The organism is Streptococcus dentiloxodontae, assembly GCF_053206925.1.
Genome location: NZ_JBRUHR010000010.1, coordinates 14,960 through 29,915 on the forward strand (window position 1 = coordinate 14,960; position 14,956 = coordinate 29,915).

The 14,956-nt window shown below is 39.6% G+C and carries 9 protein-coding genes and 1 pseudogene; all 10 read left to right on the forward strand.

Annotated features, from left to right (window positions below):
* Positions 1-58 precede the first annotated feature (58 nt).
* Entirely contained in the window at positions 59-871 is an 813-nt protein-coding gene (gene purR, locus ACVRZ8_RS06385; RefSeq protein WP_447448485.1) for a pur operon repressor, read from the forward strand.
* Positions 872-1,269: 398 nt separating this feature from the next.
* Complete coding sequence (rpsL, locus tag ACVRZ8_RS06390) at positions 1,270-1,683, forward strand: 30S ribosomal protein S12 (RefSeq protein ID WP_447448486.1); 414 nt, start codon at positions 1,270-1,272, stop codon at positions 1,681-1,683.
* Between the two features lie 20 nt (positions 1,684-1,703).
* Positions 1,704-2,174 (forward strand): 30S ribosomal protein S7, encoded by a 471-nt coding sequence (rpsG, locus tag ACVRZ8_RS06395; RefSeq protein WP_447448487.1) that lies wholly within the window; start codon positions 1,704-1,706, stop codon positions 2,172-2,174.
* A gap of 234 nt (positions 2,175-2,408) precedes the next feature.
* Positions 2,409-4,487: an elongation factor G gene (gene fusA / locus ACVRZ8_RS06400; RefSeq protein WP_447448488.1), complete on the forward strand. Its 2,079-nt coding sequence runs from the start codon at positions 2,409-2,411 to the stop codon at positions 4,485-4,487.
* Positions 4,488-4,679: 192 nt separating this feature from the next.
* On the forward strand, positions 4,680-5,693 hold the full coding sequence (gap, locus tag ACVRZ8_RS06405; protein WP_447448489.1) for a type I glyceraldehyde-3-phosphate dehydrogenase: 1,014 nt from the start codon (positions 4,680-4,682) through the stop codon (positions 5,691-5,693).
* Positions 5,694-5,845: 152 nt separating this feature from the next.
* Positions 5,846-7,042 (forward strand): phosphoglycerate kinase, encoded by a 1,197-nt coding sequence (locus ACVRZ8_RS06410; protein ID WP_447448490.1) that lies wholly within the window; start codon positions 5,846-5,848, stop codon positions 7,040-7,042.
* Between the two features lie 912 nt (positions 7,043-7,954).
* Positions 7,955-8,432 (forward strand): annotated as a pseudogene (locus ACVRZ8_RS06415) (FUSC family protein).
* Positions 8,433-8,512: 80 nt separating this feature from the next.
* A complete protein-coding gene (locus ACVRZ8_RS06420; RefSeq protein WP_447448491.1) occupies positions 8,513-8,884 on the forward strand; it encodes a MerR family transcriptional regulator in 372 nt (123 codons plus the stop codon).
* Between the two features lie 39 nt (positions 8,885-8,923).
* Positions 8,924-10,270 (forward strand): type I glutamate--ammonia ligase, encoded by a 1,347-nt coding sequence (gene glnA, locus ACVRZ8_RS06425; protein WP_447448492.1) that lies wholly within the window; start codon positions 8,924-8,926, stop codon positions 10,268-10,270.
* Positions 10,271-10,437: 167 nt separating this feature from the next.
* Positions 10,438-14,955, forward strand: a complete 4,518-nt coding sequence (gltB, locus tag ACVRZ8_RS06430; protein WP_447448493.1) for a glutamate synthase large subunit — start codon at positions 10,438-10,440, stop codon at positions 14,953-14,955.
* Position 14,956: the final 1 nt, after the last annotated feature.

Here is a 14,956-nt window from a genome sequence, read left to right on the forward strand (position 1 = left end):
GTTCGTTTTTTACTTAATATATGTTATAATACTTAAAAATACAGAAAAAGGATAGCTTATGAAACTCAAGCGCAGTGAACGTATGGTAGTTATTTCTAACTACCTCATTAATCATCCGTATCAATTGACGAGTTTAAACACATTTGCTGAAAAATATGAAGCGGCAAAATCGTCTATTTCTGAAGACATTGGTATTATTAAAAAAGCTTTTGAAGAGAGTCAAATTGGGGAAATCGAAACAGTAACTGGTGCTTCAGGCGGAGTTGTTTTTACACCAACCATTTCTGAGAAAGAGGCCAAAGAATTAATACAGGAACTTTGTAAGCGTTTATCTGAGAGTGACCGTATTTTGCCAGGAGGCTACCTTTATTTGTCAGATCTTTTGAGCACGCCTGCTATTTTAAAAAATGTTGGTCGTATCATTGCCAGCAGTTTTAGAGATCAAAAGATTGATGCGGTTATGACTGTAGCAACCAAAGGTGTTCCTTTGGCAAATGCTGTTGCAAATGTACTTAATGTTCCTTTTGTTATTGTTCGCAGAGACTTAAAAATTACGGAAGGTTCAACAGTATCAGTCAACTATGTCAGCGGCTCAAGCGATCGAATTGAAAAAATGTTCCTTTCAAAGCGCAGCTTGCAGCCAAACAGCCGTGTTTTAATTGTGGATGACTTTCTCAAGGGCGGCGGCACTATTTCCGGCATGATAAGCCTGCTCAAAGAATTTGACAGTGAATTGGTAGGAGTTGCTGTCTTTGCTGAAAACACCAAAGAGGAGCGTGATCTTCATGATTATAAATCACTTCTTAGTGTATCAGATATTGATGTCAAAACAAATCGTGTCACAGTTGATTTAGGAAATATTTTTGATTAAATCTATCAGTTGTCACTTCTGAACCATAAAAGGCGGGACGTAGTCCTTCCTTTTTTGAATTCTAAAAGTTTGAAATCCTTCAACTTTTTTGCTAATCGAAACAGAGCAGGGGAAACTCCGATAGTGTTTTTTCTTCAGTAACATACCCTTGCTACTATTGAACGATTTAGGCATTCATGTGATTTTGTTGGCATTCCTAATAATTTTTGAGTGCCATTAGTAAAAATAATTGACACATCTAGGTTATTTGTGATATTATACTGAACGGTACTTTTTACTTTTGGTCTCTCAAAAGTGTACAGAGACGTGCTGACAAATGTTGCAAAAGTACACACAGACAAGGGTTGTCACCAAATGCCTTGTCAACCAAAAATAAAAAAATAACAGGAGAAATGTAGATGCCTACAATTAATCAATTGGTTCGCAAACCACGCAAATCAAAAGTAGAAAAATCTAAATCACCAGCTTTAAATGTTGGTTACAACAGTCACAGACAAGTTCCAACAAATGTATCATCACCGCAAAAACGCGGCGTTGCGACTCGTGTCGGGACAATGACTCCCAAAAAACCAAACTCAGCTCTTCGTAAATTTGCTCGTGTACGTTTGAGCAATCTTATTGAAGTTACTGCCTATATTCCAGGTATTGGACATAACCTCCAAGAACACAGCGTTGTGCTTATCCGTGGTGGACGTGTAAAAGACCTTCCAGGGGTACGTTATCATATTGTTCGCGGAGCACTTGATACTGCAGGTGTTGCTGATCGTAAACAAGGCCGTTCAAAATACGGTGCTAAACGTCCTAAGGGCTAATAGAAGGGAGATAAGTTAATATGAGTCGTAAAAATCGTGCTCCAAAACGTGAAGTTTTACCAGATCCATTGTACAATTCAAAATTGGTAACACGTCTTATCAACCGTGTTATGCTTGATGGGAAACGTGGAACCGCTGCATCAATTGTTTATGGTGCATTTGAACAAATTAAAGAAGCTACAGGCAATGATGCTCTTGAAGTATTTGAGACAGCTATGGATAATATCATGCCTGTTCTTGAAGTTCGTGCTCGCCGTGTAGGTGGCTCTAACTACCAAGTTCCAGTTGAAGTTCGTCCAGAACGTCGTACGACGCTTGGCCTTCGTTGGTTAGTCAATGCTTCACGTTCTCGTGGTGAACATACTATGAAAGATCGTCTCGCAAAAGAAATCTTAGATGCATCTAATAACACCGGTGCTTCAGTTAAGAAACGCGAAGATACACATAAAATGGCTGAAGCTAACCGTGCCTTTGCACACTTCCGCTGGTAAAAATAAGATGCAAAAGGCGTTAAAAACGCAACGTAAAAATAGGCAATCTGATAAAGAGACCTTAGTCTCTAATAAGATTTATCTTTTTACACAGCGTTTAGCTTGAGCTCAATTTAACGCATTTTGTTGAACATAATTTGTACAAAACCAAAAAACGGGTAGGTCCTGCCTATCCGTTTTTGCTAAATCATGCTATAATAAGCTGTAAACAAAATTTTATAGGAGAATAACCTAATGGCACGTGAATTTTCACTCGAAAAAACTCGTAACATCGGTATCATGGCTCACGTTGATGCCGGTAAAACAACAACAACCGAACGTATCCTTTATTACACTGGTAAAATCCATAAAATTGGTGAAACTCATGAGGGAGCTTCACAAATGGACTGGATGGAGCAAGAGCAAGAACGTGGGATTACAATTACATCTGCTGCAACGACAGCACAATGGGACGGTCACCGCGTTAACATCATTGACACACCAGGGCACGTGGACTTCACTATCGAAGTTCAACGTTCTCTTCGTGTTCTTGATGGTGCAGTAACTGTACTTGACGCTCAATCAGGTGTAGAACCTCAAACAGAAACTGTTTGGCGCCAAGCGACTGAATATGGTGTTCCGCGTATTGTTTTTGCTAATAAAATGGATAAAATCGGTGCTGACTTCCTTTATTCTGTAAGCACACTTCATGACCGTCTTCAAGCAAATGCTCACCCAATTCAATTGCCAATCGGTTCAGAAGATGATTTCCGCGGTATCATTGATTTGATTACCATGAAGGCTGAGATTTACACAAATGATCTTGGAACAGATATTCTTGAAGAAGATATCCCAGCTGAATATATTGATCAAGCAAATGAATATCGTGAAAAACTGGTGGAAGCAGTTGCTGAAACTGATGAAGACCTCATGATGAAATATCTTGAAGGTGAGGAAATCACTAATGAAGAGTTGAAAGCAGCTATCCGTAAAGCTACTATCAATGTTGAATTCTATCCAGTTCTTTGTGGCTCTGCCTTCAAGAATAAGGGGGTTCAAATGATGCTTGATGCGGTTATTGATTATCTTCCAAGTCCGCTTGATATCCCTGCTATTAAAGGTATTAATCCAGATACAGACGAAGAAGAAACACGTCCTGCTTCTGATGACGAACCATTTTCAGCACTCGCCTTCAAGATCATGACAGACCCATTCGTTGGTCGCTTGACTTTCTTCCGTGTTTACTCAGGTGTTCTTAATTCAGGTTCATACGTATTGAACACATCTAAAGGTAAGCGTGAACGTATCGGACGTATCCTTCAAATGCACGCGAATAGCCGTAACGAAATCGAAACGGTTTACTCCGGAGATATCGCTGCAGCTGTTGGTTTGAAAGATACAACAACTGGTGACTCATTGACTGATGAAAAAGCTAAAATTATTCTTGAGTCAATCGAAGTTCCAGAACCAGTTATCCAACTCATGGTTGAGCCAAAATCAAAAGCTGACCAAGACAAGATGGGAATTGCTCTTCAAAAATTGGCTGAAGAAGATCCAACCTTCCGCGTTGAAACAAATGTTGAAACAGGTGAAACAGTTATCTCTGGTATGGGTGAGCTTCACTTGGATGTCCTTGTCGACCGTATGAAGCGTGAATTCAAGGTTGAAGCTAATGTCGGTGCGCCTCAGGTATCTTACCGTGAAACTTTCCGTGCTTCTACACAGGCTCGCGGATTCTTCAAACGTCAATCCGGTGGTAAAGGTCAATTCGGTGATGTTTGGATTGAATTTACTCCAAACGAAGAAGGTAAAGGTTTCGAGTTTGAGAATGCCATTGTTGGTGGTGTGGTTCCTCGTGAATTTGTTCCAGCCGTTGAAAAAGGTTTGATTGAGTCTATGGCAAACGGTGTTCTTGCGGGTTACCCATTGGTTGACGTTAAGGCTAAACTTTACGATGGTTCATACCACGATGTCGATTCATCTGAAACTGCCTTCAAGATTGCTGCTTCATTGGCTCTTAAAGAAGCTGCTAAAACAGCACAGCCAGCTATCCTTGAACCAATGATGCTGGTAACCATTACGGCTCCAGAAGATAATCTTGGTGATGTTATGGGACATGTAACAGCACGTCGCGGCCGTGTTGATGGTATGGAAGCACGCGGTAATACGCAAGTTGTCCGTGCTTATGTACCGCTTGCTGAAATGTTTGGTTATGCAACAGTTCTTCGTTCTGCAACTCAGGGACGCGGTACATTTATGATGGTATTTGACCATTACGAAGATGTTCCTAAGTCAGTTCAGGAAGAAATTATTAAGAAAAATTCTGGTGAATAATCTACCATTGGAAATCAAAAAGGTACTTGTGAAAACAAGTGCCTTTTCTGTTTGCAATTTAGGGCAAAAAATTATATAATAACCATGTTGAGAGGTGGCTTGGCTGTAACCAAGTTAACCTTTTCACAATTTGTCGGAGGGTTGTCCCTCAAAAATATTATTTACTTGATTTTCATAAGGAGGAAATCACAAATGACAGTTAAAGTTGGTATTAACGGTTTCGGTCGTATCGGTCGTCTTGCATTCCGTCGTATCCAAAACGTAGAAGGTGTTGAAGTTGCTCGTATCAATGACCTTACAGATCCAAACATGCTTGCGCATTTGTTGAAATATGATTCAACTCAAGGTCGTTTTGATGGTGACGTTGAAGTTAAAGAAGGCGGATTTGAAGTTAATGGTAAATTCGTTAAAGTTTCTGCTGAACGCGATCCAGAACAAATCGATTGGGCTGCTGATGGTGTAGAAATTGTTCTTGAAGCAACTGGTTTCTTTGCAAGTAAAGCAGCAGCTGAAAAACATTTGCATGCTAATGGTGGTGCTAAAAAAGTTGTTATCACTGCACCAGGTGGTAATGATATTAAAACAATCGTATTTAACACTAACCACGATATTCTTGATGGTACTGAAACAGTAATTTCAGGTGCTTCATGTACTACAAACTGTCTTGCACCAATGGCTAAAGCTTTGCATGATAACTTTGGTATCAAAGAAGGTTTGATGACAACTATCCATGCTTACACTGGTGACCAAATGGTTCTTGATGGACCACACCGTAAAGGTGACCTTCGTCGTGCACGTGCTGCTGCTGCAAACATTGTTCCTAACTCAACTGGTGCTGCTAAAGCTATTGGTCTTGTTATTCCTGAATTGAATGGTAAACTTGATGGTGCTGCACAACGTGTTCCAGTTCCAACAGGATCAGTTACTGAATTAGTTGCTGTGCTTGACAAAAATGTAACTGCTGATGAAGTTAACGCTGCTATGAAAGCTGCTTCGAATGAATCTTACGGTTACACTGAAGATCCAATCGTATCTTCAGATATCGTTGGTATCTCTTACGGTTCATTGTTTGATGCAACTCAAACTAAAGTTCTTGATGTTGATGGTAAACAATTGGTTAAAGTTGTTTCATGGTATGACAACGAAATGTCTTACACTTCACAACTTGTACGTACTCTTGAGTACTTCGCAAAAATTGCTAAATAATAATTTATTGGTTTAGTAAAGGGAGAGGTTATCCTCTCTCTTTTTGCTTTTATTCTTGTGAAAAACTGAATTTATTATTATGAAATTGAGAATTCTTGTCAGAAATATGCTATAATACAGAAGTATAAAATTTTTTTAAGGAGTCTTAAAACATGGCTAAATTAACTGTTAAAGATGTTGATTTGAAAGGGAAGAAAGTTCTCGTTCGTGTTGACTTTAATGTGCCTTTGAAAGATGGCGTTATCACTAACGACAACCGTATCACTGCGGCTCTTCCAACTATTAAGTACATCATCGAACATGGTGGTCGTGCAATTCTTTTCTCTCACCTTGGACGTGTGAAAGAAGAAGCTGACAAAGAAGGTAAATCACTTGCTCCTGTAGCTGCTGATTTAGCTAAAAAACTTGGTCAAGACGTTGTTTTCCCAGGTGTTACTCGTGGTGAAAAACTTGAAGCAGCTATCAATGCTCTTGAAGATGGACAAGTTCTTTTGGTTGAAAACACTCGTTTTGAAGATGTTGATGGCAAGAAAGAATCTAAAAATGATTCAGAACTTGGTAAATATTGGGCAAGCCTTGGTGATGGCATCTTCGTAAACGATGCATTTGGTACAGCTCACCGTGCGCATGCTTCAAATGTTGGTATCTCAGCTAACGTTGAAAAAGCAGTTGCTGGTTTCCTTCTTGAAAATGAAATTGCTTACATTCAAGAAGCTGTTGATAATCCAGTTCGTCCATTTATCGCTATCCTTGGTGGTTCAAAAGTTTCAGATAAGATTGGTGTTATCGAGAACTTGTTGAAGAAAGCTGATAAAGTCCTTATTGGTGGTGGTATGACTTATACTTTCTTTAAAGCACAAGGTATTGAAATCGGTAACTCATTGGTTGAAGAAGATAAACTTGATGTTGCCAAAGATCTTTTGGCTAAAGCAAATGGTAAACTGATCTTGCCAGTTGACTCAAAAGAAGCGAATGCCTTTGCTGACTACACTGAGGTCAAAGATACTGAAGGTGCAGCAGTAGATCCTGGTTTCCTTGGTCTTGACATCGGTCCTAAATCAATTGCTGAATTCGATAAAGAATTGACAGGAGCTAAAACAGTTGTCTGGAACGGACCTATGGGTGTCTTTGAAAATCCTGACTTCCAAGCTGGTACAATCGGTGTAATGGACGCTATTGTTAAACAACCAGGCGTTAAGTCAATCATCGGTGGTGGAGACTCAGCTGCAGCTGCTATCAACCTTGGCCGTGCAGACAAATTCTCATGGATTTCTACAGGCGGAGGCGCAAGCATGGAGTTGTTGGAAGGTAAAGTGTTACCTGGTCTCGCAGCCTTAACAGAGAAATAATCACTTGCGACGAAAAGAGTTGTGAAAACAACTCTTTTCTAGTGCATAGGCTAGATTTTCTATGAAACGTAGTGAGTTTAGAAAATCAGCCTAGGTAAAGGGAAAGGTAAAGTGTTGCTTGGCTGTTTTGACTGAAAAGTAAAAACTTGCGATAAAAAGAGTTGTGAAGGCAACTCTTTTTTAGTCCCTACAGTAGATTTTTTGCGGAACAAGGTAAGCCTAGAGAATCAGAAGAGATGAAGGAAAAATCTTCTGAGGGTGATTGTGTGGCGACCATATCTATCTGTCCAATTCCCTGTAATATGATGTTAGCTTTGATGGAATAATACTCCTTGAAAATCAAAATCAGACGTCGTTAACTTCGCCTTGCCATACTCCAGTGATACAAGTTAGGTTTGTCTCATTTCAGCCTTAACTATCCACTGGATAATTGAAGTTGTCTGCGGTTCGTTGCGACGCGAGGAGGTGAAATCGCTATTATTTCACCAACGAGCTAGTAAGGTCTTTAGCCAGCTCCATAGAGCTTGGCGTAGAAAATTCAGCATTAGCGGATTTTTTTAAGACGTTTGCGACGTGAGCCGGAGAAGCCGATAATGCTTCGGTAGGCGAGCTAGTAAGTTTTTTTAGCCAAGGCCCTTATAGGACATGGCGTAGCAAATTCAGCGTCAGCGAATTTTCTTAAGACGTTTGCGACGTGAGCCGGAGGAGCCGATAATGCTTCGGTAGGCGAGCTAGTAAGGTCTTTAGCCAAGGTCCTTATAGGACATGGCGTAGCAAATTCAGCGTCAGCGAATTTGCTTAAGACGTTGCCTAGTCTGATTTTGATTTTCTTTGAGTATAAGATGAGACTGAAATGATAAGAGGTAGTTTTCAAATAAACTTCATTTTGATCCTCAAAAATTTACATTAGGTATGCGGACGTTCAAATCAAGCTGGGCCGTTTTTTTAGTGCTCTTACTTTTTGGATTGTTTAATTGGAAAGGTTTTTAAATTGGCGCTTTAACAGCTGTGTGTAGCTTGCGTGAAGATTTTGATAAAAGTGTTCATTTTGGGACATCTCGTATCGTTGGCAACAGTATTGGTGGTGTTTATTCACTCGTGTTTTTTTCTGATCAATAGTCTATTGTATTATCAATATTGGGTCACAGTCATTTTTATTCCAATAGTTACCATGTTAACTATTATGACTAATGTTGCCATGAATAACAAAACGGTAATTATCGGTGGTGTTGCAGTTTTGCTTATTATCACTTTGTCTATTTCTAAGGATGAAACCATTCTTTATGTTTGTGCTCGAATTTTTGAAACTTTTGTGGGTGTTTTCATTGTCATTTCTGTTAATTCAGATATTGATAAAGTCCGAAAATTCTTTAAGAAAGAAAAAGTTTGAAGTTAATGTTATAAAATATGACATATAGGATTGACAGCTATGAATTTTCAGAATATAATAGACAATGAAAGGAGGAAATCATGAAAGAAAAAGAGCTTCGACGATCAATGGCGGTTTTTCCTATCGGGACTGTAATGAAATTGACGGATTTAACAGCTCGTCAGATTCGTTATTATGAGGACCAAGGATTACTGACACCGGATCGTAGTTCTGGAAATCGACGTCTTTACTCGCTAAATGATATGGATGTTTTACTGGAAATCAAGGACTTCTTGGATGAAGGATTAAATATTGCAGCTATCAAGAAAGAGTATGCTGATCGTAGAGATCGTGCCCTGAAAAAGCAAAAAACTTTGACAGATGCGGATGTTCGACGTATCTTACATGACGAACTCCGAACTCAGGGCCGTTTTTCGACCCCAACGCAACATCTTGGTGGTTTACGTATGTAAATACGTAACGTGGCATTTAATTTTTAAAAGGAGGCCGTTATGGCAATCACAGCAGCAGACATCCGTCGCGAAGTTAAAGAGAAAAATGTTACTTTCCTTCGTTTAATGTTTACGGATATTTTGGGAATCATGAAAAATGTAGAAATCCCAGCTACTGACGAACAATTAGACAAAGTACTTTCAAACAAAGCGATGTTTGATGGCTCTTCAATCGAAGGTTTTGTACGTATTAATGAATCAGACATGTATCTTTACCCTGATCTTAATACTTGGACTGTTTTTCCTTGGGGAGATGAAAATGGAGCCGTTGCTGGACTAATCTGTGATATTTATACAGCAGAAGGGGAACCATTTGCTGGTGACCCACGTGGTAATTTGAAAAAGGCTTTGCGTCATATGGAAAAGCTTGGTTATAAATCATTTAACCTTGGTCCAGAACCTGAATTCTTCCTTTTCAAAATGGATGAATTTGGCAATCCTACAACCGAAGTAAATGATAAGGGTGGTTACTTTGATTTAGCACCTACTGACCTTGCAGACAATACACGTCGTGAAATTGTTAATGTATTGACTAAAATGGGATTTGAAGTTGAAGCTAGTCACCATGAAGTAGCTATTGGTCAACATGAAATTGATTTTAAATATGCTGATGTTTTAACTGCTTGTGATAAAATTCAACTGTTCAAATTAGTTGTTAAAACCATTGCTCGTAAGCATGGCTTGTATGCAACCTTTATGGCTAAACCTAAATTTGGAATTAATGGTTCGGGAATGCATTGTAACATGTCCTTGTTCGATAACGAGGGTAAAAATGCTTTCTTTGATCCAAAAGATCCTACAGGAATGCAATTATCTGAAGCAGCTTACTACTTCTTAGGCGGTTTGGTAAAACATGCTTACAGCTACACTGCTATTATGAATCCAACAGTTAACTCATACAAACGTTTGGTTCCTGGTTATGAAGCTCCAGTATATATCGCTTGGGCAGGACGTAACCGTTCACCATTGATCCGCGTTCCTGCATCACGCGGCGTCAGCACACGTTTGGAATTGCGTTCAGTTGACCCTACAGCTAATCCATACTTAGCCTTGGCTGTCCTTCTAGAATCTGGACTTGATGGTATTGAAAATAAAATTGAAGCACCAGCACCTGTAGAATCAAATATTTATGTCATGACTGTTGAAGAACGTAAAGAAGCTGGCATTGCAGATCTTCCATCAACTCTTCACAATGCACTGAAAGCATTACAAGAAGATGAAGTGGTTAAAGCAGCTTTAGGTGATCACATTTATACAAGCTTCCTTGAAGCTAAACGTATTGAATGGTCAAGCTATGCTGCCTTTGTATCACAATGGGAAGTTGATAACTATTTGGATCTTTATTAAGGTTGAAAAAACAGTCGATAGTCGGCTGTTTTTTTAGATTATCTAAATAATTGAATTTTCAGATTTTTTCTGCGATACTCTGTATTTCTGCATAATTATGTGATATAATTTAACCGTCTATTCAAAAAAATTGAGAATTCATTACATTTAGTTAGGAGTAAAAACATATGAGAGAGGTTATTAAAAAGGCACAGCAAACGACCCTGTGGGATCCGTCTTTTGAATCAGATGCTTGTGGGATGGGATTTGTTGCTCAGATTGACGGCATTGCTAGCCATCAATTAGTTGATTATGCCTTAACAATGTTAGAGAGAATGAACCATCGTGGTGGTACAGGTGCTGAGCCTGATACAGGAGATGGAGCTGGTATGTTGTTGGCCATGCCAGATGAATTCTTTAGATTGAAAGCTAAAGAAGAAGAGATTGATTTACCGCCATTGGGAGATTATGCTGTTGCTCAATTGTTTCTTCCTCAAGATAAGGTGGCAAAAACAATTTTAGAAGACAGTCTGACTAGTGAAATCAAAAGATTAGGCTTTCATGTATTGCTGTCGCGTGATGTTCCTTTTAATTATGACAACTGTGGTCCAGCTGCTCAGGAAATCATGCCAAGTTTTGTGCAGCTTTTTATTGAAAAACCAACTGAAACACAGAGCGGACGCGCATTTGAAGATAGACTTTTCCGTCTGCGTCGCAAGTTGGAAAAAACGTTTGCTGCAGATGAACTTTTTATTTGTTCCTTGTCAAGTAAGACGATTGTTTATAAGGGAATGCTGCATGCCTTCCAAGTGCGTCTTTTCTATCCTGATTTATCAGATGAGCACTTTAAATCACATATCGCTTTGACCCATTCACGTTTTTCAACGAATACGTTTCCTTCTTGGGATCGTGCTCAGCCTTTCCGCTTCTTAGCGCATAATGGAGAAATCAATACGCTTCGTGGTGCTGAAAATTGGATGCATAGCCATCAAATTGAAGTTTATAATGAAGAAAATTCAGACTCTGCTAAATTAGAAAACTGTCTAGAGTATCTTTACCGTCATGGTCGTGATATTCCGCAAAGTCTATTGATGATGGTACCTGAAGCTTGGGGAAAAGATGCAGGACTTTCTAGGGAATTAACAGCCTTTTACGAATATGCTTCCAGTTTTGTCGCTCCTTGGGATGGCCCAGCTGCTCTTGTTTTCACTGATGGCGAGATGGTTGGAGCTCGTTTGGATCGTAATGGTCTTCGTCCTAGTCGCTATTCTCGCACCAAAGATAATTTTTTAATTTGTTCTAGCGAATCTGGTGTAGTTGACATAGCACCTAGTCAGGTTGTTGAAAAAGGGGTTCTTGGTCCTGGTAATATGATGTTAATTGATACCAAAAAAGGTTTGGTATTAAAGAACGAAGAAGTTAAAGAGCATTATTCTAAACAACACCCTTATCAACAGTGGGTGCAAGAAAATGTTACTCTTTTGGATGACTTTGCTGCTCAAGAAGAAATTGTCAATGATTATGATGTGAATCAAATGTGGAAAATTTTTGGTTATACAGATGAGACAATTCGGACAGTTATTCTGCCTATGTCAGAAAAAGGAGAAGAACCTGTTATTTCAATGGGCTTTGATAGTCCATTAGCGGTATTATCAAAGAAACCACAATCTCTCTTTACTTACTTTAAACAACAATTTGCTCAAGTAACCAATCCTCCTATTGATGCTATTCGTGAACAATTAGTGGTGTCAACGACAGTCTTTTTAGGTGGGGATGGCGATATCCGTCAAGATAGTGCTGATAATTGTGTCAAGGTTCGGGTTGATAGTCCTGTCCTTTCTAGTCAAGATTTTGCAAAATTAGCCAATTTAACAGATGAACGTTACAAGGCAACAACTCTATCCACCGTTTATGACTTAGGAGATTCTGACAATAATCGTCTGCAATATGCTTTGGAAGATCTTTTCAAAAAAGCCGATGAAGCAGTTAATCAAGGCAGTAAGATTATCATCTTGTCAGATAGAGGTGTCACAAAAGGCCGCATAGCCATTCCTATTTTATTGGCAGTTTCTGGTTTGAATAATTACATGGTTGTCAAAGGAAAAGCTAGTCAATTTTCAATTGTTGTTGATACGGCAGAGGCTTTTGAAGTTCATCATTTTGCAACCTTAGTTGGTTTTGGAGCAACAGCTATTCATCCTTATGGGGCTTATGCAACCTTAAAAGCTTTTGATAAGACCAGTGACTCTTTTGAAAAATATCGTAAGGCTGCTGAAAAAGGTATTGTTAAAGTCATGAGTCGTATGGGGATTTCGACAGTACTTGGTTATAAAGGTGCTCAGCTTTTTGAAGCAATTGGTCTTTCTGCTGCTGTTGTTAACCAATATTTTAGAGGAACAGCTACGCGTATTGAAGGTTTGAGCCTAAATCAAATCGAAAAAGAGTATTTAGAACGTGTTGATTTTGCTTTTGGACCAAGAGCTAATGATTTCTTACCTTCTGGTGGTTCTTATCAGTATAAGACAGATGGAGAATATCACCTCTTTAACCCACGATCTATCTACAATTTCCAACAATCTATTCGTCGCGGTGACTACGGTCTCTTTAAACAATATTCAACTGAACTAGATAACGAGGCTCTAAAGCAGCCGACAACTCTGCGTTCTCTTTGGAAATTTCATTCTAATCGACCAAAAGTTGATTTAGCAGAAGTTGAACCAGCCAAGGAAATTGTTAAACGTTTTAAAGTTGGTGCCATGAGTTTTGGTTCTCTTTCTAAGGAAGCACACGAAACAATTGCGCAAGCCATGAACGCTATCGGAGCCAAATCAAATTCTGGTGAAGGCGGGGAAAATCGCAAACGCTTCAAACCGCAAGCTGACGGTCGCAATATTAATTCTAAAATTAAACAAGTGGCTTCTGGACGGTTTGGTGTTAATGCAGAATACCTCATGTCTGCAGAAGAACTGCAAATCAAATTAGCACAAGGAGCTAAGCCTGGTGAAGGTGGACAGCTTCCTGGTCAAAAGGTCTTCCCTTGGATTGCTGAAATTCGCGGAGCAACCCCAGGTGTACGCTTGATTTCGCCACCACCTCATCATGATATTTATTCCATTGAAGACTTGGCACAGTTAATTTATGATTTGAAGGCTATCAATCCTTATGCCAAAATCAATGTTAAATTAGTGTCAAGTACAGGTGTTGGTACCATTGCTACAGGCTGTGTCAAAGCAGGTGCTGATAAGGTTGTTATTTCAGGTTATGATGGTGGTACAGGTGCTTCTCCGCGTAATTCTGTTCGTGATGCAGGACTTCCATGGGAAATGGGCTTAGCTGAAGCACATCAGACCTTGTCCATGAATCGTCTTCGTCAACGTATGACTCTGGAAACAGATGGGAAATTAATGACGGGTCGCGATATTGCTATTGCTACATTATTAGGTGCAGAGGAATATTCATTTGCTAGTTTGGCTTTGATTTCAGTTGGCTGTGTCATGATGCGTGTTTGCTCACTCAATACCTGTCCTGTGGGTGTTGCAACACAAAATCCTGAATTACGTAAAAACTTTTCAGGTAAGCCAGAACATGTCATTAACATGATGACTTTCCTAGCAGAAGAGTTACGCGAATACATGGCTGAATTAGGCTTCCGTTCTGTTGATGAGATGGTTGGGCATGCAGAAGTCTTGAAATCAAGATTTGTTGCACAAGGTAAAGCAAAATCTCTTGATTTTTCAAGGGTTATTGGCAATAGTTTCCCAATTGATCGGAAAAATGAAGATCCTTTTGCAGAAGAACGCCAATGGAAAGAGCTAGATGGTTTTGCTGCTGCAGCAATTGAAACTGGAACCAGCGTGACTGTTGAAAATACCATCAATAATGTGGATCGTTCAGTAGGAAGTCGTATGGCTGGCTGGATGGCAGAACGTTATGGCAATGATTCTGTCAAGGAAGGCTTGATAAAATATCACTATACTGGAATTGCAGGTCAAAGTTTTGCTAGTTATATTACACAAGGTTTGGAATATACTTTGGTCGGTGAAGCCAATGACTATATTGCAAAATCCATGTCAGGTGGACGTTTAATTGTCAAACCTCCGCACGATGCTGCCTATGATGTTGAAAATTCACCAATTGTTGGTAATGTCTCACTTTTTGGTGCAGTCAAGGGTGAAGCTTACTTTGCAGGTCGTGCTGGTGAACGCTTCTGTGTTCGTAATTCGGGAGCCAAAGTCGTTGTTGAGGGTGTCGGTGCCCATGGTTGTGAATACATGACTGGTGGTGTCGCTGTTATTCTTGGAACGACAGGTCGTAATTTTGCTGCTGGTATGAGCGGTGGGGTTGCTTATGTCTACGATGTTGACGGAGACTTTAAAGAAAAAGTAAACATGGACATGGTTGACTTGTACACTATCGGTGAAACACGTGGTGATGACATCTTAAAAGACATGATTGAAAAGCATCATGAATATACAGGAAGTGCCAAGGCTAAACGCCTTCTGGATAATTGGGATGAAGAAGTTGAAAAGTTCATCAAGGTTTACCCAAGTGATTTCCATGAAATTAATGATATTGAACATGCTCTCAGTCAAAAGGGCATGACTGGTGATGAGCTTGAATTGCATACATTTGAAGTAGCCACTGGTGGCGATGCCACAGCGCAAGAGCGTCAAGCTTTGTTGGCTAGTGTAACAGGAGGGAAATGAG

What these genes read in the sequence shown, in the direction of transcription:
- purR (WP_447448485.1), top strand. Translation starts at nt 59, where the DNA reads ATGAAACTCAAGCGCAGTGAACGTATGGTAGTTATTTCTAACTACCTC.
- rpsL (WP_447448486.1), top strand. Translation starts at nt 1,270, where the DNA reads ATGCCTACAATTAATCAATTGGTTCGCAAACCACGCAAATCAAAAGTA.
- rpsG (WP_447448487.1), top strand. Translation starts at nt 1,704, where the DNA reads ATGAGTCGTAAAAATCGTGCTCCAAAACGTGAAGTTTTACCAGATCCA.
- fusA (WP_447448488.1), top strand. Translation starts at nt 2,409, where the DNA reads ATGGCACGTGAATTTTCACTCGAAAAAACTCGTAACATCGGTATCATG.
- gap (WP_447448489.1), top strand. Translation starts at nt 4,680, where the DNA reads ATGACAGTTAAAGTTGGTATTAACGGTTTCGGTCGTATCGGTCGTCTT.
- ACVRZ8_RS06410 (WP_447448490.1), top strand. Translation starts at nt 5,846, where the DNA reads ATGGCTAAATTAACTGTTAAAGATGTTGATTTGAAAGGGAAGAAAGTT.
- ACVRZ8_RS06420 (WP_447448491.1), top strand. Translation starts at nt 8,513, where the DNA reads ATGAAAGAAAAAGAGCTTCGACGATCAATGGCGGTTTTTCCTATCGGG.
- glnA (WP_447448492.1), top strand. Translation starts at nt 8,924, where the DNA reads ATGGCAATCACAGCAGCAGACATCCGTCGCGAAGTTAAAGAGAAAAAT.
- gltB (WP_447448493.1), top strand. Translation starts at nt 10,438, where the DNA reads ATGAGAGAGGTTATTAAAAAGGCACAGCAAACGACCCTGTGGGATCCG.